Annotated in this window: 14 protein-coding genes and 2 pseudogenes; 11 read left to right on the forward strand and 5 right to left on the reverse strand. The window is 70.0% G+C overall.

Features of this window, described 5'->3' with window-relative positions; translation table 11 throughout:
- Positions 1-390 precede the first annotated feature (390 nt).
- Both RV986_RS39270 and RV986_RS39275 read left to right on the forward strand, forming a co-directional pair.
- Positions 391-1,024, forward strand: a pseudogene (locus tag RV986_RS39270) (SigE family RNA polymerase sigma factor).
- Between the two features lie 152 nt (positions 1,025-1,176).
- Entirely contained in the window at positions 1,177-2,160 is a 984-nt protein-coding gene (locus tag RV986_RS39275; RefSeq protein ID WP_475921937.1) for a WD40 repeat domain-containing protein, read from the forward strand.
- Between the two features lie 43 nt (positions 2,161-2,203).
- Here the strand turns inward: RV986_RS39275 and dapA are convergent, their stop codons facing one another.
- Positions 2,204-3,148: a 4-hydroxy-tetrahydrodipicolinate synthase gene (dapA, locus tag RV986_RS39280; protein ID WP_475921938.1), complete on the reverse strand. Its 945-nt coding sequence runs from the start codon at positions 3,146-3,148 to the stop codon at positions 2,204-2,206.
- A 167-nt stretch (positions 3,149-3,315) separates the two neighbouring features.
- On the opposite strand from dapA, the gene RV986_RS39285 reads away from it, so the two are divergent.
- From RV986_RS39285 to RV986_RS39300, 4 genes are all read left to right on the forward strand, one after another.
- Positions 3,316-3,450 (forward strand): hypothetical protein, encoded by a 135-nt coding sequence (locus RV986_RS39285; protein WP_475921939.1) that lies wholly within the window; start codon positions 3,316-3,318, stop codon positions 3,448-3,450.
- The gene (locus tag RV986_RS39290) at positions 3,447-4,121 is read left to right on the forward strand and encodes a hypothetical protein (RefSeq protein ID WP_475921940.1); all 675 of its coding nucleotides are present in this window, start codon (positions 3,447-3,449) and stop codon (positions 4,119-4,121) included. The genes RV986_RS39285 and RV986_RS39290 overlap by 4 nt, the downstream gene beginning before the upstream one ends.
- A gap of 160 nt (positions 4,122-4,281) precedes the next feature.
- Positions 4,282-5,085: an ArsR/SmtB family transcription factor gene (locus tag RV986_RS39295; protein ID WP_475921941.1), complete on the forward strand. Its 804-nt coding sequence runs from the start codon at positions 4,282-4,284 to the stop codon at positions 5,083-5,085.
- A 20-nt stretch (positions 5,086-5,105) separates the two neighbouring features.
- A complete protein-coding gene (locus RV986_RS39300) occupies positions 5,106-5,840 on the forward strand; it encodes an SRPBCC family protein (protein WP_475921942.1) in 735 nt (244 codons plus the stop codon).
- 122 nt (positions 5,841-5,962) lie between these two features.
- On the opposite strand, the gene RV986_RS39305 is transcribed toward RV986_RS39300, so the two are convergent.
- On the reverse strand, positions 5,963-7,789 hold the full coding sequence (locus RV986_RS39305; protein ID WP_475921943.1) for an endonuclease/exonuclease/phosphatase family protein: 1,827 nt from the start codon (positions 7,787-7,789) through the stop codon (positions 5,963-5,965).
- Positions 7,790-8,252: 463 nt separating this feature from the next.
- Here RV986_RS39305 and RV986_RS39310 point away from each other — a divergent pair, with 463 nt between their 5' ends.
- The 5 genes from RV986_RS39310 to RV986_RS39330 all read left to right on the forward strand — a co-directional run bounded on the left by RV986_RS39310 (position 8,253) and on the right by RV986_RS39330 (position 15,244).
- Complete coding sequence (locus RV986_RS39310; RefSeq protein ID WP_475921944.1) at positions 8,253-9,689, forward strand: hypothetical protein; 1,437 nt, start codon at positions 8,253-8,255, stop codon at positions 9,687-9,689.
- Between the two features lie 275 nt (positions 9,690-9,964).
- Positions 9,965-11,419: an alkaline phosphatase PhoX gene (locus RV986_RS39315; protein WP_475921945.1), complete on the forward strand. Its 1,455-nt coding sequence runs from the start codon at positions 9,965-9,967 to the stop codon at positions 11,417-11,419.
- A 518-nt stretch (positions 11,420-11,937) separates the two neighbouring features.
- The gene (locus RV986_RS39320; protein ID WP_475921946.1) at positions 11,938-13,521 is read left to right on the forward strand and encodes a TROVE domain-containing protein; all 1,584 of its coding nucleotides are present in this window, start codon (positions 11,938-11,940) and stop codon (positions 13,519-13,521) included.
- 376 nt (positions 13,522-13,897) lie between these two features.
- Positions 13,898-14,209, forward strand: coding sequence for an HNH endonuclease (locus RV986_RS39325; RefSeq protein WP_475921947.1), 312 nt, complete (start codon positions 13,898-13,900; stop codon positions 14,207-14,209).
- A gap of 18 nt (positions 14,210-14,227) precedes the next feature.
- Positions 14,228-15,244, forward strand: coding sequence for a 1-aminocyclopropane-1-carboxylate deaminase (locus RV986_RS39330; protein ID WP_475921948.1), 1,017 nt, complete (start codon positions 14,228-14,230; stop codon positions 15,242-15,244).
- A 27-nt stretch (positions 15,245-15,271) separates the two neighbouring features.
- Here RV986_RS39330 and RV986_RS39335 read toward each other — a convergent pair whose 3' ends face one another.
- The 3 genes and pseudogenes from RV986_RS39335 to RV986_RS39345 form a co-directional block, all read right to left on the reverse strand.
- A complete protein-coding gene (locus tag RV986_RS39335; protein WP_475921949.1) occupies positions 15,272-16,111 on the reverse strand; it encodes an IS5 family transposase in 840 nt (279 codons plus the stop codon).
- Positions 16,112-16,450: 339 nt separating this feature from the next.
- Positions 16,451-17,197: pseudogene (locus RV986_RS39340) on the reverse strand (aldo/keto reductase); the annotation flags it as partial.
- A 204-nt stretch (positions 17,198-17,401) separates the two neighbouring features.
- Positions 17,402-18,655, reverse strand: coding sequence for an IS4 family transposase (locus tag RV986_RS39345; RefSeq protein ID WP_475918579.1), 1,254 nt, complete (start codon positions 18,653-18,655; stop codon positions 17,402-17,404).
- Between the last annotated feature and the right edge of the window lie 68 nt (positions 18,656-18,723).

The raw sequence follows: 18,723 nt of genomic DNA on the forward strand, positions 1-18,723 counted from the left end.
CGACTCCCGATTCTCCGCGGATTCCGGCCTCGGCCGGTGATTCTGCGGCAGGACCGGGGTCTTGCCGCAAGCCCCCCAGTGCGCTATAAGTTGAGAGTGGCAAGGAGTGGGTAACCTCCTTGCCACTGTCTTTTGTGGTCCGCTGTGGACGGACAACCTCCTCGAGAAGCGGCAGCGCCCCGCGTACGGTGGCGCGCCGGCCCAGGAGGATCTCCCATGGACCGGCGCATACGACCGTGGAACGAGAGGCTCTTCACGCCCTCGCGCGGATGCCGGGGAATTGATCGTGCCCCAGAGGCATAGCGCCGGGCGTCCGCACGCGTCCCAAGAGACACAGGGGCGGGCCGCCAGGGCCGTCGGCGATGACCCTCGGGGAAGATGAAGGTGACGATGGATGCCGAAGCACAGGAGAGCTTCCGGGAGTTCGTGGCGAACCGGTCGTCCGCGCTGCTGAAGACGGCCGTCCTGCTCAGCGGCGGAGACCGGCATGCCGCCGAGGACCTGCTGCAGAACGCCCTGATCAAGGCCGCGGGGCGCTGGCACCGCATCGACGAGCCCGAAGCGTACGTACGGCAGGTCCTGTACCGCCAACAGGTGAGCCGCTGGCGGCTGAAGTGGCCCCGGCGGGAGCTGAGCGTCGCCGAGCCGCCCGAGGGCGCGTTCCACGACGCGGACCCCTCGTCCACCGCGGAGTTGCGGGTCGTGATGCGCGCGGCCCTGGCCCGGCTCACCGCCCGGCAGCGCACCGTGCTCGTCCTGCACTATCGAACACTTGCCCAGTGCTCCACTCCTTAGGGTGGAGGCGGAGGGCATCTCCGTCACTGTGGCCTGGCGGGGGGCAGTGGCGGAGGTAGGATCGCCTTGTCGGACAACAGAGTTGTCCGACCTACCGCCGGACGGGCGGAAAGTAACGCCTGTGGAGGCCCGCGTAAGACCAGCTCCCGAGAGGGAAGGGCGAGGGCCTGTGAAGCAGGAACCCTGGGTGGCACCGCGTAGCGGTGCGGACCGGAATCGCCTGCGTTAGCACAGACGAGGACGTCAATTCGAGGATCTGCCCGAGGTCGCGTGGCCCGGCTCCTTGGCTGCTTCCTCAAGACCGTACGGTCTTGAGCGTAGCGGTGCCCACCGTGGCTGTCGTCGTGCGTCGGCAGGGATGACGTCCGCCCGGCCACGGAGATGAACCGGCGCAATGCCGTCCGATTTCCCGGCCAGACCCCACCGCGCGACCTGATCGCGGCCGGGGGAGTCGCGCCGGCCGCGTACTGCACGGAGACGAACGTCAAGCTGTCGGCCACGCACCACGCCGACGTCCGCACGTACTGGCTCCTCGACGCGCGCACCCGTACGTACGAGAAGACGAAGTGGTCGTTCGTGGCGGTCGCTCCCGGCCTGCGGACCGCCGCCGTCCTGGAGCGGAGCCTGCCCGCCCGGCGGATCGGACTGCTCAACCTGCTCACCGGAAGGGTGGAACGCTGGATTCCGGTCGATCACACCGTCGGAGCGGTCGCGTTCTCGCCCGACGGCCGCACACTCGTCGCGACGACCTACAAGAAGAACCCGGACCTGCATGTCACGCTGTCGGGCAACCAGTCCAGCCGCTGGCCGAACTACCAGGAGCCGGGTCGGACCGGCTTCTACGTCGTCGACGTCGCGTCCGGCGCGGCGGCGCGCTGGAGCGAGGTCTCGTCGGGCGACGGCAGCGGCCTCAACGACCGCCAGGACTTCGGCTTCAGCCACGACGGCAAGCTCGTCCACACCGGGTTCACCACGGCACCGGGCCAGCACTTCTACGACTTCCGGGGCAACCGGGTCCAGGCACCCGCGAACGAGGCGCACCTGCCCTGGTACGTCGACGCGCGGCTGTCCCCGGACGGCAGGCACGCCGCGGGCGACTTCGCGGGCGGCGCGAAAACCACGGCCTCCGAGATCCTGGACCCCGTCACCGGCAGGCGGACCACGACCGTACGCGGGCAGCAACTGCTCGCCTGGGTCGACAACAAGCGCCTGATCGCCTGGGACATCACGCCCGGCTCGAACGAGTTCCACAACCGGCTCGTGCTCGTCACCCTGGGCAGCGACAAGGAGGTACCCCTGAGCGGTTTCCGCGGCGGCGAGGACGGCGCCGCCGGGCGCTGGACACCGGTCTTCGCCACGCGCTGATCAGCAGGTCGTCAGCCGTTCGCAGGCCATCCGCCGCACGTCGTCAGCCGCTTGTGGCCAGCCGTTCGTACGCCGCCAGCAGTCCGTCGGTCACCTCCCGGCCGGCGGGCAGCAGCGGCGCGCGGACCGGTCCGGCGGGCAGGCCGAGACCGTTGAGCAGGGCCTTCGCCGTGACCGTACCGGGCAGGCCTGCCGCCATCATCAACTCGACCAGGGGGATGGTCCGTTGTTGTCGGCGGGCCGCCTCCGCCGTGTCCCCGGCCCCGAACGCGTCGAGGATCGCGCGGAAGGCGCCCGGGATCACGTTCGCCACCGTGCTGATGTACCCGGCCCCGCCGACCGCCCGCAGCGCGAGCACCTGCTCGTCGCATCCCGCGTAGTACGCCAACTCCGTGCGGCCCAGCACCTTCTGGGTGCCGAGAAGGTCGTACGCGCAGTCCTTGACGGCCACGATCCGGGGGTGCCCGGCGAGCCGGATCAGTGTGTCGGGCTCGATCCGGGTGCCGGTGCGCCCCGGGATGTCGTACAGCGCGAGCGGCAGCCCGGTGGCGTCGGCGATCTCGCGGAAGTGGGCCTCGACGGCGTCCTGCGGGGGCTTGCTGTAGTACGGCGTGACGGCCAACAGGCCGTCCGCGCCCGCCTTTTCGGCCGCCAGGGCCAGTTCGACGGTGTGCCGGGTGTCCGCGGTGCCGACGCCCGCGACGATCGTGGCCCGGTCGCCGACCGCCTCGCGCACGGCCCGTACGAGCGCGGACTTCTCGGCGTCCGTCGTGGTCGGCGACTCGCCGGTGGTGCCGGACAGGACCAGGCCGTCGCAGCCCTCGCGGACCAGCCGGTCGGCGAGCGACTGCGCACCCACGAGGTCGAGTGCGCCCGACGCGGTGAAGGGCGTGACCATCGCACAGAGCGCGCGGCCGAAGGGAGGGGCGCAGGAGGCGGGAGGGGCCGAGGAAGCGGAGGAGGTGGAGGAGATGGGTGAGGTCGTCATACGAGTAGTGTCGACACCCCCACTGTGAAGCTCCACTTAATTCTCCTACGAGGCAAAGGGAAGCAGCGCTACCTGGTGGTGGCTTTCTCAAGGCCCTGGTGCCAACTCGGCCCCTCATGGGTCACCATGGCGAGGACGGAAGTCGACGGCAGATCGCGGGAGGCGTCATGAGGCTGGGCAAGGCACTCGCCACCGGAGTCGCGGAGGAGCAGACTCGCGCGGACGAAGACAATCTCCAGCTTCCCGAGGAAATCGAGGAGCTGGAGGCGTCCGTGCCCGAAGAGGTCCCGGTCGCCCGATGAGGCTGCGGCTCCCCGAGGAACGCCCGACGGAGCCGCCGACCGGATACAAGATCGCCCACCCGGTGCTGTCCCAGGACGGCACCCGGGCCGGGTTCACCGGCGTCTCGCTGGGCGGCGCGCAACCGTACGGAGTGCTGGACGAGGCGCGCTGCGTCTACGGGCTGCGGCACCGGGCGCCGCACCGCCGCTGCGACTGCGGCTTCCACTGTGTGCACGACCCGGCCGCGGCCGAGGCCATGCTCTGCACCGCCGAACACCGGGCGGCCGTCCTCCTGGAGGTCTCCGTCCTCGGCGCCTACATCCGTTTCGAACGGGGCTTCCGATACGCCCGCCAGCGGGTGCGGACCGCGACGGTCGGCCCCTGCGCGTGCGGCGCGGTGGCCGCCGCGCTCGCGGACGCGGGCTGGGGGCGGCCCGGCCGGCGCGCCCTGACGGCGGCCTGCGCGGGCTGCGTACGCGGTCGTACGTCCGTGTCGCTCGCGGGGTTCGCGCGGCTGGCCGGTGAGGGGCTGCGGGTCCGTGCCGGGAGCGGGTCCGCGGTCGCGGACCTGGACATGCCCGCCGGGCTCGGGGTGTCCGAGCTGGTCGCCGAGGCGGCGCTGCTGCAGGCCAGGCTGGACTGGTTCCAGACCCGGCTGGCGCGTCTCGACGAGGGCGGGCGGCAGACCTAAGGGCCTAGCGGCCAGGTCTTTTCGGCCGGGGCCGTCCGGATCGGGCCGAACCGGACCGGTTCGCTCCTCCATGGTTCCTCCCCCGGTTCCTTCCCCGGTTCCTTCCACCGACAACTCGATCCGCCTGGACAAAAAAAGTTTTCGGTGGGACGGTGGAGTCATGTTGGACGTGACCGTGATCGAGGACGCAGAAGCAGCCGCCGTCTCGCTGGACCCCATACGGTCCCGGCTGCTGGCCGAGCTCGCCGCAGGGCCCGCTTCGGCCGCCATGCTGGCCGGCAAGGTCGGGCTGCCGCGACAGAAGGTGAACTACCACCTGAAGGCGCTGGAACGGCACGGCCTGGTCGAGCTCGCGGGCGAGCGTCGCAAGGGCAATGTCACCGAGCGGCTGATGCGCGCGACCGCGGCGTCGTACGTCATCTCGCCGCTCGCGCTCGCCGCCGTGCAGCCCGACCCGGACCGCTTCCGGGACCAGCTCTCGGCCCGCTGGCTGCTCGCGCTCGGCGCCCGGCTGGTCCGGGACGTCGGTTCGCTGATCACCGGCGCGGCGAAGGCCCGCAAACGGCTCGCCACCTACGCGCTCGACGGCGAGGTGACCTTCGCCTCCGCCGCCGATCGCGCCGCGTTCATCGAGGAGCTGACGCAAGGGGTCGGCGCGCTCATCCGCAAGTACCACGACGGGAACGCGGAGGGCGGGCGTGACCACCGGATCGTCGTCGCCGTCCACCCGACGCTCAAGCCGGAATCCGCCGTCGGGACCGAGTCCGCCGTCGGGACCGAGTCCGCCGTCGAGACCAGGTCCGCCGTCGAGTCCGAATCCGTCATCGGGCCGGAGTCCGCCGTCAGGCCGGCTCCGATCGCCCCGACCCCGACCCCGACCCCGACCCCGACCCCGACTCCGACTCCGACTCCGACTCCGACTCCGACTCCGACTCCGACTCCGACCCCGCCCGCCCAGGGCTGAACCCCAGGAGAAAGACCATCATGTCCAAGGAATTCGAGATCGCCCGCGAGTTCGAGGTCGACGCCACGCCGGAGCAGATGTGGGACGCGATCACCAGCGGCACCGGCGGCTGGCTGTGGCCGATGGAGTTCGAGCCGCGCCAGGGCGGTACCGGGCCCTTCGGCTCCACGCTCACCAACTGGGACCCGCCGCACCGCCTGACCAGCCGGGTCGAGGACGTCCAGGGCATCTCCCAGCAGACCCTCAACCAGATCGACGAGACCATCGAACCGCGTGACGAGGGCCGGCGGTCCTGGGTGCGGTATGTGCACAGCGGCATCTTCGTCGACGACTGGGACAACCAGTACGACGGCGCGAGCCGGCACACGGACTTCTATCTGCACACCCTGCGCGAGTACGTGACGCACTTCGGGGGCCGTCCGGTCGCCTTCGCCACCTTCGACGGGCCGGGGACGTCCACGGCGTCCGACGCCTTCGCCGCCGTCGGGCGGGCGCTCGGTCTCGCGGACGACACGGCCGAGGGGGCGCGCGTACGGGCCCGGGGGCCCGAGGGCCGAGCCCTGGACGCCGTGGTCGACTTCCGCAACCCGTACTTCATCGGGCTGCGTACCGATGACGCCCTCATCCGTTTCTTCGGGCGCAACCACTGGGGCGCGCCGGTCGGGATGAGCGTCCACGACTTCGCGTCCGACGCCGACGCCAAGCACAACGAGGCCGCCTGGCAGGGCTGGCTGAACGAGGTGTTCGCAGCCTGACGCCGGGCAGCCGGTACCGAGCGGGGCCGGCACCGGGCAAGGGAAGGGCCCGGCCCCCCGGACGACGGGGCCGGGCCCTTCCCTTGCCCGGACTGCGGCCCCAACCGCAGCCCCCTGCAGGACTACGGCTTGAACCGCAGCACCTGCGGGTCGTGGTCGCTGATCTGGTCGGAGAACTCCGAGTTGATGTGCACGCTGTCGTAGTCGAAGTCGCAGTCCTCGCGAATCGACCGGCTGACCAGGATCTGGTCGAGAACCTGCTCGTTGCCCTGGTAGTCGTACGTGTAACGCTCGCTCTTCGGCAGCGACTTGATCGCCGACCAGAGCTCGCCGTGACCCTCCAGGATCTTCGTCGTGTCGGAGAACTCGAAGTCGTTCAGGTCGCCGAGCGCGATGACGTCGGCGTTCTTCTGCGCCTTCAGGATCTCGTTGACGAAGGCGTTCTCCGCGGTCGCCTGAAGGTGGCGCTGGGTCTCCGAGCTCCGCGTCGGCGGCTGGTACTGCGCGGTCAGACCCTGGTCGCCGCCCTTCGAGGCGAAGTGGTTGGCGATCACGAAGACCGTCTTGCCGCGGAAGACGAACTCGGCGGCCAGCGGCTTGCGGCTGGTCGTCCAGGCCGTGTTGGCCGGGTCGATCCGGCCGGGGGACGCGGTCAGCTGGGCCTTGCCGTGCACCTTGGTGACACCGACGGGGGTCGTCGAGTCGCCGCCCGCGCGGTCGGTGAAGGAGACCCGCTCCGGGTTGAACAGGAAGACCTGGCGGATGTTGCCGCCGGGCTCGCCGCCGTCCTTGTCGTTGACCGGGTCGATGGAACGCCAGTCGTACTTCGGGCCGCCCGCCGCGACGATCGCGTCGATCAGCTTGGTGACCGTCCGGTCGGCGGCGACCGTGCCGTCGTCCGTCGCGCCGTTGTTGTCCTGGATCTCCTCCAGGGACACGATGTCGGGCGACTGCAGGTTGTCCACGATCGCGGCCGCGTGGGCGGCGAAGGTGCCGTCGCCCGGGTCCAGGTTCTCGACGTTGTACGTCGCCACGGCCAGCTCGCCGCGCGACTGCTTCTTCGTCGTCTCGCGCTCCAGGCCGCCCTTCTTCAGGGTGCCCAGCTGGTTCGCGACGAGCGTGTAGCCGCCGAACTGGTTGTAGTCGAGCGGGCCCGCGGTGGTGCCCTTGAGCTCGTCGCCGACGTTCGCGACGGGGAAGTCGGCGGTCGAGCCGAGCGACTGGATCTGCAGACGTCCGGTGTTCTGCGAGGTGTACGCACCGTAGAGCGTGCCGCCGCGGCGGGTGGTGTGCTCGCGCGGCTTCACCGTGACCCACAGCTCGGTGTACGGGTCGGTGGCGGTGACCACACGGGTGTCGGCGACCTGGACGTTCATGCCCTCAAGGGACTCGTAGTAGTCCAGGGCGTACTTCTTCGGCTGCAGCGTGAGGGCGTTGATCGAGCCGCTCGCGGCCGTGTCACCGGCGGGGGTGTAGGCGGCCGGCACGGAACGGCTGTTGACGACCGTGGCCGCGGGGACCGCGTTGCCGGAGGACAGCACCGTGATCGTCGGCTTGGTGATCTCCGTCAGCGACTGGTTGCCGGTGGAGGCGCCGCCGGGCACGTACTCCGAGACGGTGCCGGTGACGGTGACCGAGTCACCGACGGCGACCTTCGGGGTGGAGCTGGTGAAGACGAAGACGCCCTCACTGGTGGCCGGGTTGTCGTCCGGGGTCGGGTCCTGGATCCAGAAACCCCTGGACGAGCCGTAGGTCCGCACGCCCGTGACGATGCCGGCCACGTCCGTGACCTTCTGGCCCGCGTACGGGGACGTACGGGTGGTGCCCTGGATGTCGTGGATGTGGACGGTGTCCGCGTGGGCGGGTGCGGTGAGCACCACGGCGGAGACGGTGGAACAGACCGCGGCAACGGTCAGCGCGCCGATGCGCGCGGTTCTCTTGCTCGGCAAGGGAATCCCTCCGGGGACTTACGTGAGCGCCGGGACGACGAGGGTGGAGCAGGTGGGGGGTGGCGCGACCTGTGTGCGGGCCGGTGACGCGCGTAGAAGGTGATGAAGCTGGCGCACGGTGAACTTCTACGCGCGTCAATCTCGTGTGTGGTGCGGGGAGTTGTCAAGGTTTCAGGGGTGTACTGCGCCTGACAGGGACATGAACCGGGCGGCATGGGTGGAAATCCGTCTAGGCTGAGCCGTCCGCGCGGTGTTCCTGGGCGGCGTCCGGATCCTCGGATCCGGGGTGGCCCCGGGGCTGCGACGGCTGTCCTGCCGGATGTGCCGCCGGACCCCGGTGGATGTCCCGCTCGGCACGCTTGTCATGCTTGGTCGGTCCTGCTCGACGGGGCGTCCGGTCCTGCGGTTCGGGCCGTTCTGTCCCGCTGTCCGGGTCCTGATTGTTCGGAGGAGAACCCAGCCGATGTCAGACAGTTCCCCCTTGCCGCCGGTGCGGCTGCACTCCGAAGCGGAGCTGGCGCGGGACGCGCTCGCCACGCCGCTGCTCTCCCGCGCCGCGCGGCTGGCCCGCTGGGCCGGTCCGGACACGCGGGTCGGCGCCGGGGGCGAACTCGTCGAGGAACAGCTTCCCGGGGCGGCCGACGTGCTCGGGCTCGGCGGCGACGACGCGGCGGCCCTCGCCGGTGAGGCCTGGCGGGTGGCCGTCGACACCGGGCTCGTCGAGATCGTGGACGAGGAGGAAGGCGCGGTCGCCGCGGGCGCGGACCTCGCGCTGCTCACCTCCGGGGGGCCGCAGGACGCCCTGGGGGTGTGGCTCGCCGCGCTGGAGACGGTGCTGGCCGACGCGAGCGTGCCCGACCTCGGCGACCTCGTCGACGCGATGGACGGCGGCGGGGAGATCGACTTCTCCTCGCTGGACTGGGACCCCGAGGCCGAGGCCGAGTTCCTGGACGGCGTGCTCGGCAACCTCTACCTGCTGACCGTGAACGAGGGCGGAGCGGGCCGGCTGCCGGTACCGCTGCCGGCCCTCGCCGCGTCGGTGATCGTGCCCGACGGCATGGCGGAACCCACCAACGACGTGCTGGAGCAGGTGTCGGAGGCGATGATGCGCCTCGACGGCCAGTTCCGGCTGCTCGAACCCGTCGGACTCGTCCACTACCAGCCGCTCGACGAGGCGCTGATGGCGGAGCCCGACGAGGAAACCGAGGAGTCGGCGGCCTCCGGCGACGACACGGACGTATCGCGCTACGGGATGGTACGGCTGACACCACTGGGCCTGTACGGGCTGCGCGCCCGGCTGCTGGAGTCCGGTCTCGCCGCGCCGGCGGTGGGGGACCTGGCGGACAAGGGCGCGGACGCGCTGCTGGACGGCACCTCCGTCTTCCCGCCGACCGCCGCCCAGGCCGAGACCGAGCAGTGGCTCGCCCGGCGCGAGCCCCTGAGCGCGGCACGGGAACTGCTCGCCGCGGCGCGCGGCGGCGACACCGGAGCGCCCCTTCGCCGGCTGCGCTGCCAGCAGGCGCTCTCGCTCGTCGGCCTGGAGGCCGAGCCCGCGCTCCGCGAGGTCCTCGACGACGCCGAGCTCGGCGGACTCGCCCGGGTCTGGCTCTCCGAGCACGGCATCGCCGACGTGCCCGCGCCGTCCGAGGCGATGGTCTTCTGGCTCACCATCGACACGCTCGCCGCACAGCTCGCCGCGGAGGGCAACTCCGCCGAGCTGCTGGGGCTCGTCGAGGGACTGGCCCAGCAGCACGGCGGCTTCTTCGCCGCGGCCTGGCGCGTCGACCACCCGGCCACCCCGGACGTCCTGGAGGCGATGGGCCGGCTGCACCCCGACAAGAAGGTCGCCAAGGAGGCCCGGAAGGCCGCCTTCAAGGCACGTTCGCAGCAAGGGGGCTGAGGGAGGGGAAGGCGGAGCTAGGGGACTGGGGGGGCTGAGGGGGCGGGCCGGGCGCGGGCCCGGCCCCGGAAGGGCGGGCGAGGTGGCCCGGGTGGCCCGGCTTTTGGGCCTCGGTGGACTTTGGGGGCCCGTGGGGGAGTCCTTACGGATTCATGGAAGCGAGGCCGGTGAAGTCGCCCGGCGTTCAACTCCCGTTCAGACGCGGGCGGGACTGTGTGGCCGCAATGCCCTCGGCCACCCTCCACGGTCATCCTTCACCGTCACGGGAGACACTCATGTCGCTCACCCGCAGGGACTTCGCCAGTCGATCCGCGCTCACCAGTGCAGGTATCGCCCTGGCCGGCAGTGTCGGCGCCCTCGCCACCGCCCCGAACGCCCTAGCTTCCACCGAAACCGAGAGCGTGGGAGAGAGCGACGAGTCGGCGTACCGGCACGGCGGAGTCGGCTACGGACCGCTGGTCCCCGACCCGAAGGGCCTGCTCGCGCTGCCCGCCGGGTTCTCCTACCGCGTCATCACCTACAGCGGCAAGACCAAGCTGGAGTCGGGCGAGTTCACGCCGTCCAACCACGACGGCACGTCCACCTTCGACGGCCCGCGCGGCACCACCCTCCTGGTCAACAACCACGAGCTGGCCGGCCCCCGCGCCCAGTGGCCCCACCCGGTGCCGCTCACCGAGGGCCTGGTCTACGACCCGGCCGCGGCCGGCGGCTGCACGGTCGTGGAGGTACGCGGCGACAAGGTGGCCGAATGGGTCGGCATCGCGGGCACCGCCACCAACTGCGCGGGTGGCAACACCCCTTGGGACACCTGGCTCACCTGCGAGGAGACCGAGGACAAGGCCGGCACCAACGGCTTCACCAAGGACCACGGCTACGTCTTCGAGGTCGACCCCAAGGACCGCCGCCGCAACAAGAACCCCAAGCCCATCAAGGCGCTCGGCCGCTACGCCCACGAGGCCGTCGTCGTCGACCCCAAGCGCGGCCGCCTCTACCTGACCGAGGACGCCTCGGGCCCCAACGGCCTGCTGTACCGCTGGACCCCGCCGCAGGGCTTCGAGCACGGCCACCGGCAGCTGGCCACCCTCGCCGACGACGCCGGCGCACTCCAGGCCTTCAAGTGCTTCGACTCCGGCGGCCGGTTCGTCGACGACCTCTCCCGCGCCACCAAGATCGGCACGGTGTACGGCGTCGACTGGATCGACGTCCCCGACCGTGACGCGAAGACCGTCTCCGTCCGCAAGCAGTTCACCGACGGCCAGGTCACCCGCGCCCGCAAGCTCGAAGGCATGTGGTGGGGCGACGGCGGCGTGTACATCGTCTCCTCCTACGCCCGCACCGAGAGCCCCGGTCAGGCACACGACGGCGCCGTCTGGTTCTACGACCCCAAGCGCCGCACCCTGACCCTGAAGGTCCTGATCGGCGTGAACCCCGACCCGTCCGTCGACGGCGCCTTCGACGGCCCCGACAACATCACCGTCTCCCCGTACGGCGGCCTCGTCATCGCCGAGGACGGCTCAGGCATCCAGCACCTGTTCGGCGCCACCGACAGCGGCCGCACCTACCCGATCGCCCGCAACGAACTCAACATCGGCACCGAGGCGGAGCCGGCCTACAGCGAGTTCACCGGCGTCACCTTCTCGCCCGACGGCAGGACCCTCTTCGCCAACATCCAGGAGCCGGGCATCATGCTCGCGATCACGGGTCCCTGGAAGCGCCAGAAGCGCGGCTGAACTCCCCGCCGTTTCCCGGGGAATTAATTCGCTCGCCCGTCCCGCGGTACGCCTCCTAGAGTGATGCATGTCCAGGTGCGAAGGCAGGACCTACTTCCACTCATAATGGGGCGGCCGCGGGTTCGAGTCCCGCCACCGGTACAACGCGCCGGTGTAGCTCAGGGGTTAGAGCACCTACGTCGGTTCCGCCGGCCTTGAACTCTGGACACCACAACTTCATGCACCTCCCGGTGCGCGGGCTGCGGCTACTTCTCTCTCAAAGAATCCACGCCGCCGCCGACTTGATCTCGGGAGGCGCAGCTCATGGTGGGTGCCCGGTGCGCAGGCAACGGTTACTTCATTGGATCGGACGGTTGCGGGTTCAAGTCCCGTCATCGACTTCGGGTCGTTGTAGCTCAATTGGGTAGAGCATCTGGCTAAGTCCGTCGCCGACCCCTGAACTCGGGCCCCCTCCATTTGCTGTGCCTCCCTCCGAAACACGACTTCACCGTCGTGGAAAGAATTCGGGGGAATTCATCATGGCACGATTCAATACCAAGGCGGCCAAGGCGCAGCCCACTTCCCGTGTGACGTCGACCGGCCGCGTGCTGCGCACGCACCAGGGCGGCCGGGGCCAGGAGCGCGACGCGCGCTCCGAGCTCTTCCTGCTGGCCATCGCCAACTTCGTCTCGCAGAACACCTTCTACGAGACCGGCGGGGCCCGCGACGACCGGTTCGCCACGCTCGTGCGCGAGCTTGCCGTCGCCGACCCGTCGTGGACGGCCGCCCTGCTGGGCTGGCTGCGTGGCGAGGGCAACCTGCGGACGGCCTCGCTGGTGGGCGCCGCCGAGTACGTGAAGGCACGCCTCGACGCCGGCGCCACCGACGGCCCGGCCAACCGGCAGGTCATCGCCTCCGTGCTGCGCCGCCCGGACGAGCCCGGCGAGCTGCTCGCCTACTGGACCTCCCAGTACGGCCGCAATGTGCCCAAGCCCGTCAAGCGGGGCATCGCCGACGCCGTACGACGTCTCTACGGCGAGAAGGCGCTGCTGAAGTACGACACGGCGGCCAAGGGCTACCGCTTCGGCGACATCCTCAACCTGGTGCACGCGGCGCCCGACCCGGCGAAGCCGTGGCAGAGCGACCTGTTCCAGTACGCCCTCGACCGGCGCCACCACCCGGACACCGCGGTGGTGCCCAAGTCGCTGCCCGTGGTGGCGGCCCACCGCGACCTGATGACGCTGCGGCCCGCCAAGCGGCGCAAGGTCGTGACCGGCGCGCACGGCGTGCGGCGCCTCGCGGACGCGGGGATGACCTGGGAGGCGCTGGCCGGCTGGCTGCAGGGACCGATGGACAAGGCGGCCTGGGAGGCCGTGATCCCGTCCATGGGTGCGACGTCGCTCGTTCGCAACCTACGGAATTTCGACGAGGCGGGGGTCAGCGACGAGGTGGCGGCTCAGGTCGCCGCCAGGATCAGTGACCCGGCGGAGGTGGCGCGCTCGCGGCAGTTCCCCTTCCGCTACCTCGCCGCGTACCGGCACGCGCCCTCGCTGCGCTGGTCGTACCCGCTGGAGCAGGCGCTCGGCCACTCGCTGGCCAACGTGCCGGCGCTGCCCGGACGTACGCTCGTGCTCGTCGACCGGTCCGGCTCGATGTTCTACTCGCGGCTGTCGGAGCGCTCGGAGCTCAACCGGGCCGACGCGGCGGCGATCTTCGGCACGGCGCTCGCGCTGCGGGCGGCGGACGCGGATCTCGTCGAGTTCGGCACCAGCAGCAACCGGCTGAAGTTCAAGAAGGGCGAGTCGGTGCTGAAGGTGCTGGAGCGCTTCGGTGACCTCGGGGGCACCAACACGAGCGAGGCGGTGCGCGCGCACTACAGGAAGCACGACCGGGTGCTCATCGTCACCGACGAGCAGGCCACGTACAGCCACTACGGGGACCCGACCGAGCAGGTCCCGGCGCACGTTCCGGTCTACACCTGGAACCTGGCCGGGTACCGGGCGGGCCACGGCCCGTCCGGGACGGGCAACCGGCACACGTTCGGGGGGCTCTCGGACGCGGCTTTCCGGATGGTTCCCTTGCTTGAGCGTGGTAGTGACGGGCTCTGGCCATGGCTTGAGTGAACGGGCATTAGTTCGCCAACCTATCCTAATGGCAACCAGGTTGTGTGAAATGGACGAGTGCTCAAGGCCGCACAAGGGGCGGGGATACTGCAATTTGCACTACCAACGTTGGCTCGCTTACGGCGATCCGAGCGGTGGTGGTCCCCCTGCTGGGAGGGCTGTCTCCCCGCCCCGGCCGTGTGGCGTGGAGGGATGTCCGAGGCCCCTCAAGGCACGAGGGCTGTGCAATACGCACTACAGACGTTTGCAGAGGTACGGCTCACCGTCGTCAACGCAGTTCGAATGGACCCGGCGTGGCACTCTCTGCAGTTATGCAGGGTGTGGACGGGAGCGTTACGGCGGCGGCCGCGGGTACTGTCACTTGCACTACACGCGCTTGCGACGCGGCAAGAACGGTCTTGACGGTCGCAAGGTTCGCGGCAGTCTGCAGAACGGCTATCGAATCTTCTGGGTGAACGGAAAGCGCGTTCCCGAACACCGATTGGTGATGGAGCAGATCCTGGGTAGACAGCTTCGACCGCGCGTCGAAAGCGTGCACCACAAGAACGGCATCCGTGACGACAACCGACCGGAGAACCTGGAGCTGTGGACCTCGATCCAACCCAGCGGTCAACGGGTGAGTGACTTGCTGGTCTTCGCCCGGGAGATCATCGAGCGATACGGTGACTTGCCTGACACGGCGCTGTAGAGAAGGCGGGCTCGACCCATGTCCCTTTCCTCGTACGAGCGTTACCCCCTGCTCTTCGGGCCCTCGCCCGTGCATCCCCTGGAGCGGCTGACCCAGCACCTCGGGGGTGCCTCCCTGTGGGCCAAGCGGGAGGACTGCAACTCCGGTATCGCGTACGGCGGGAACAAGACCCGCAAGCTGGAGTACCTGGTCGCCGACGCGCTCGCCCAGGGCTGCGACACCCTCGTCTCGATCGGTGGCGTGCAGTCCAACCACACCCGCCAGGTCGCGGCCGTCGCGGCCCGCGCCGGGCTCAAGTGCGTGCTGGTGCAGGAGAGCTGGGTGGAATGGCCGGACTCCGTGTACGACAAGGTCGGCAACATCCTCATCAGCCGCCTCGCCGGCGCCGACGTACGGCTGGTGCGGGCCGGATTCGGGATCGGCTTCAAGCAGAGCTGGGAGCAGGCGCTGCGGGAGGTCGAGGAGGGCGGCGGCAAGCCGTACGCCATTCCGGCGGGGGCGTCGGACCATCCGCTGGGCGGGCTCGGGTTCGCCGGGTGGGCCTATGAAGTGGCCGAGCAGGAGGCGGAGTCGGGCGTCTTCTTCGACACCGTCGTGGTCTGCTCGGTGACCGGGTCGACCCAGGCGGGCATGGTCGCCGGGTTCGCCGCCCTGGAGGAGGCGGGCGGGCCGCCGCGGCGCGTCCTCGGGATCGACGCGTCGGCGGCGCCCGCCCGCACGCGTGAGCAGATCGCGCGGATCGCGCACGGCACGGGGCAGCTCATCGGCGTACGGAAGGAGTTGACGGAGGCGGACGTCGAGCTGGACGAGCGCTATCACGCGGGCACGTACGGGATTCCGGACGAGGCCACGCTGGAGGCGATGCGGCTCGCGGCGCGCACCGAGGGGATGGTCACCGACCCCGTCTACGAGGGCAAGTCGATGGCCGGGATGGTGGACCTGGTGGCGCGGGGGGAGATCGGGCGGGACTCCACCGTGCTCTATGCCCACCTGGGCGGGCAGCCGGCGCTGAACGCGTACAGCGCGTTGTTCTAAGAGATTCCGCGGGTAGAGGACAAGGCGTCATGGTCGGCGGGCTGGCCGTGTGTCCCAGCGTTGGCTGGTCCGGGCTTCGCGGATGAGGCGTCGGATCACGATGATCGCGGTCATCAACGCGAGCAGTGCGTTGATGACGACCGCTCGACGTTCCGTGCAGGACAGGGTGAAGTTGAAGCCGCGGCTGTACCAGGAGCTGGTGCGCTCGACGACCCAGCGGCGAGTGTGGTTGATCGGGATCACGACGCCCTTGGGCTGGATCCGCCACTCGCAGCCGAGATCGGTCAGCAGTTTGCGGGTGACCGTGGAGTCGTAGCCCGCGTCAAGGTGCACCGTGATCTGCTCAGGCAACGCGAGCTCGAAACGCCCGAGCTTCTCTAGCGTCGGGCGCAGCAAAGGGGAGTCGTGCCGGTTCGCGCCGGTCACGACACAGCCCAGTGGGATCCCGCGTCCGTCGGTCAGCCGCGACCACTTGATCCCGAGTTTTCCTCGGTCAACCGGTGACTTCCCGGCGACCTCGCCACCGCAGGGCGCTTTGGTGATCTGCCCATCGACGGTGATGTCGGCCAGGTCCAGGCCCACGACACGGTCGTAGGTCTCCAGCACGATCTGCTCCAGCCCTGCGAAGACACCGGCCGCGATCCACTCGTTGCGTCGGGTTCTCATCGTGGTTGCCGAGCACGATTGATCGGCGTGCTTCTCGTACGAGCCGCCGAAGACGAGTTTCGCGACGAGCTTGTCGAACACGATCCGGTCCGGGATCCGTGGGTTGTGACAGCCCCACGGATGTGTCTCGAGATGCGGTGGCAGGAGGGCCTCAAACTGGACCCACAAGGGCTCGATCGCCCATGCTTCGACGGCGGGCACCGGTGCTCCGTTTTCAGATGTAGAGATGTAGGAGTCCCACGTCAAAACGGATCCCGGTGCCCGCGTCACATCAGCCTGACGCCCCTACCCGCGAAATCTCTTACCAATTGACCAAACTCAGGAGCAGTCGGTGGACGTCAGCTACTCGGTGCCCACGGGCACGTTCCGCTGCGCGTCGCCCTGCTGCTGGCCGCAGTGGCAAGCATCCTGCTCACCGCGCTGGCGGGCAGTGCCCAGATCATGCAGTTGCGCGCTGCCCGCCCGCAAGCACCGCCGGGCCCACCACAGGGCTGTGAAGGCCGGGGCCAAGGACTCGTCGAAGGCCGGCGGTAGCCCGGACTACCGGGAGCCCGCCACCGGGCGCGACTTGTAGAAGGACTCCTCCAGGTAGGCGACCTCGTGCGGCTGGTAGGGCGCCTCCAAGTAGGCAGCCTCGGCTTCGTCGAGTTCGACGTCCACCGCGGCGAGTGCGTCGGCCAGCTGGGCCGGCTTGGTGATCCCGACGATGGGCGAGGTCACCGCCGGGTTGCGCATGACCCAGGTCAGGGCGACCTGGGCCGGGGACAGACCCCGCTTGCCCGCGATCTCGTGGACGCGCTCGGCCACTGCCTGGTCCCCGTCGCGGTAGAGGATCTTGCCGCCCTCATCGGTCTCGGCACGCGCCGTGGCGGTGTCCCGGACCCGCGTCAGCCTGCCTCGCGCCAGCGGGCTCCACGGGATCACGCCGATGCCCTGGTCGGCGCAGAGCGGGAGCATCTCCCGCTCTGCTTCTCGGTGGATGAGGTTGTAGTGGTCCTGCATTGACACGAACCGGGTCCAGCCGTTCAGGTCAGCCAGGTACAGGGCCTTGGCGAACTGCCAGGCGTACATGGAAGAGGCTCCGATGTAGCGGACCTTCCCGGACTTGACCGCGTCGTGCAGCGCTTCAAGGGTTTCCTCGATCGGGGTGTCGTAGTCCCAGCGGTGGATCTGGTAGAGGTCGATGTAGTCGGTCCCCAGCCGCTTCAGGGAGGCGTCGAGCTCGGCGAAGATCGCCTTGCGGGACAGCCCGGCGCCGTTCGGGCCGGGGCGCATCCGCATCCAGACCCAATGCCGCTAAGTTAGGTGGCTCGGATGAGTTGCGGTGTGGGTGGTCCGGTGTGTTTGAGGGCTACGTCGGTGGGGCGTTTCACGCGGTAGGAGTTGTGGCGGGCGCGTTTGATGACGCGGGGGTAGGTGCGGTGGCGACGCCGGGGGTTGGGCCGCTCGGTGATCTCGGCGAGGGTGTGGGCGGTTGCCGTGGGCAGGTGTTCAGGGGGGAAAGGCCGCCTGGTCGGTGACCTGGCGGCGGACGACGCGGACGGAGCGGGCGAATGACAGCCGGTCGGGGTCGTGGCCTGCTTCGTCCGCGGCCTGGCACATCAGGTCCCTGACCGCGTAGTGCGCCAGGAGCAGTCCGTAGATCTCCTGCTCGACCATGTCGGGAGACTTGCTGCGCAGGATCTGGCCGCCACCACGCAGATGCGTCTTGATCTCGTCCAGCGCCGACTCGTGCTCCCACCGCTGGGCATACGCGGTGGCCAGCTCGGTGGCGCTGATCCGGGCGGGGTCCAGGACGGTGGTGATCAGGCAGACCAGTTCCCCGTCGGGATTTCGGTCGGGCACGGTGAACTCCACGGCCCGCACCAGCTGCGCCTGTTCCCCGGGCACCTCCTGCCCGGCCCGGGCGGCGGTCAGGAGTGCCTGGCGGCGCGCGGTCTTGACCGACGGGTCGAAGAGCAGGCCCAGGTAGGAGCCGTCGGGCAGGGCACGAACGACGGGCAGACTCACACCGGCGCCGATCCTCCACACCAGGGCAGCGCCGGTGGCGGCGGCGTCGTGCCACAGCTGCCAGCTGTAGAAACCGGCGTCGGCCAGCAGCAGCATGTCCGGCTCCAAAGCGTCCAGCACACCGGCCGCCAGCGTACGCTCCCCGGTCCGGCAGCCGCCGATTTCCGCCGCGACCACAGCGTGGGTACCGCACTCGGACAGGGTGACCAGGTGCACCTTGGGAAAGGCCGACGCCTTGGGCCCGGAGTTCATCCGTCCGAACGCGGCCACGTTGGCCTCGGTGTCGGCCGCGTCCAGGCCGGTTCCGTCGATCGACATCAGCCGCAGGCCGGCCAGCCACGCGCCCTTGGTGCCGTGTCCGGCCGCCGGGACCGCCGCGCGTCGGAACAACTCCCGCAGCGGTTCGGCCCCCAGCCGGGCCCTGGCCTGCGCGATCGCCGAAGTGCTGGGCACCTGCCAGTCGTCACTCCACGAGCCCAGATGCCGCAGGGAACCGACCAGTTGGCGCATGACCTCCTCCGACCCGCTCCCGAAGAACAAGCCCTGCGCGATCACGTAACGGATCATCACATGAGCGGGAAGCCGCCGCACCCGCCTCTCCCGCCGACCCGTGACGTCCAGGACCTCCTCCAGCAGATCCCGGGGAAACGTACGGGCGAGCACACCCAACTCGATGTGGTCCGTCAGCCGCCCGCCCGACGGCTCGTCCCCACTGACCTGCCCAACTCGCGCCACGAACCGCACCCTAGCGAGACGGCTGCCCCCCTGCCCCATCGTCAGGCGGACGACACGAGCCGCCTAAC

Source organism: Streptomyces sp. RLA012, from assembly GCF_056270325.1.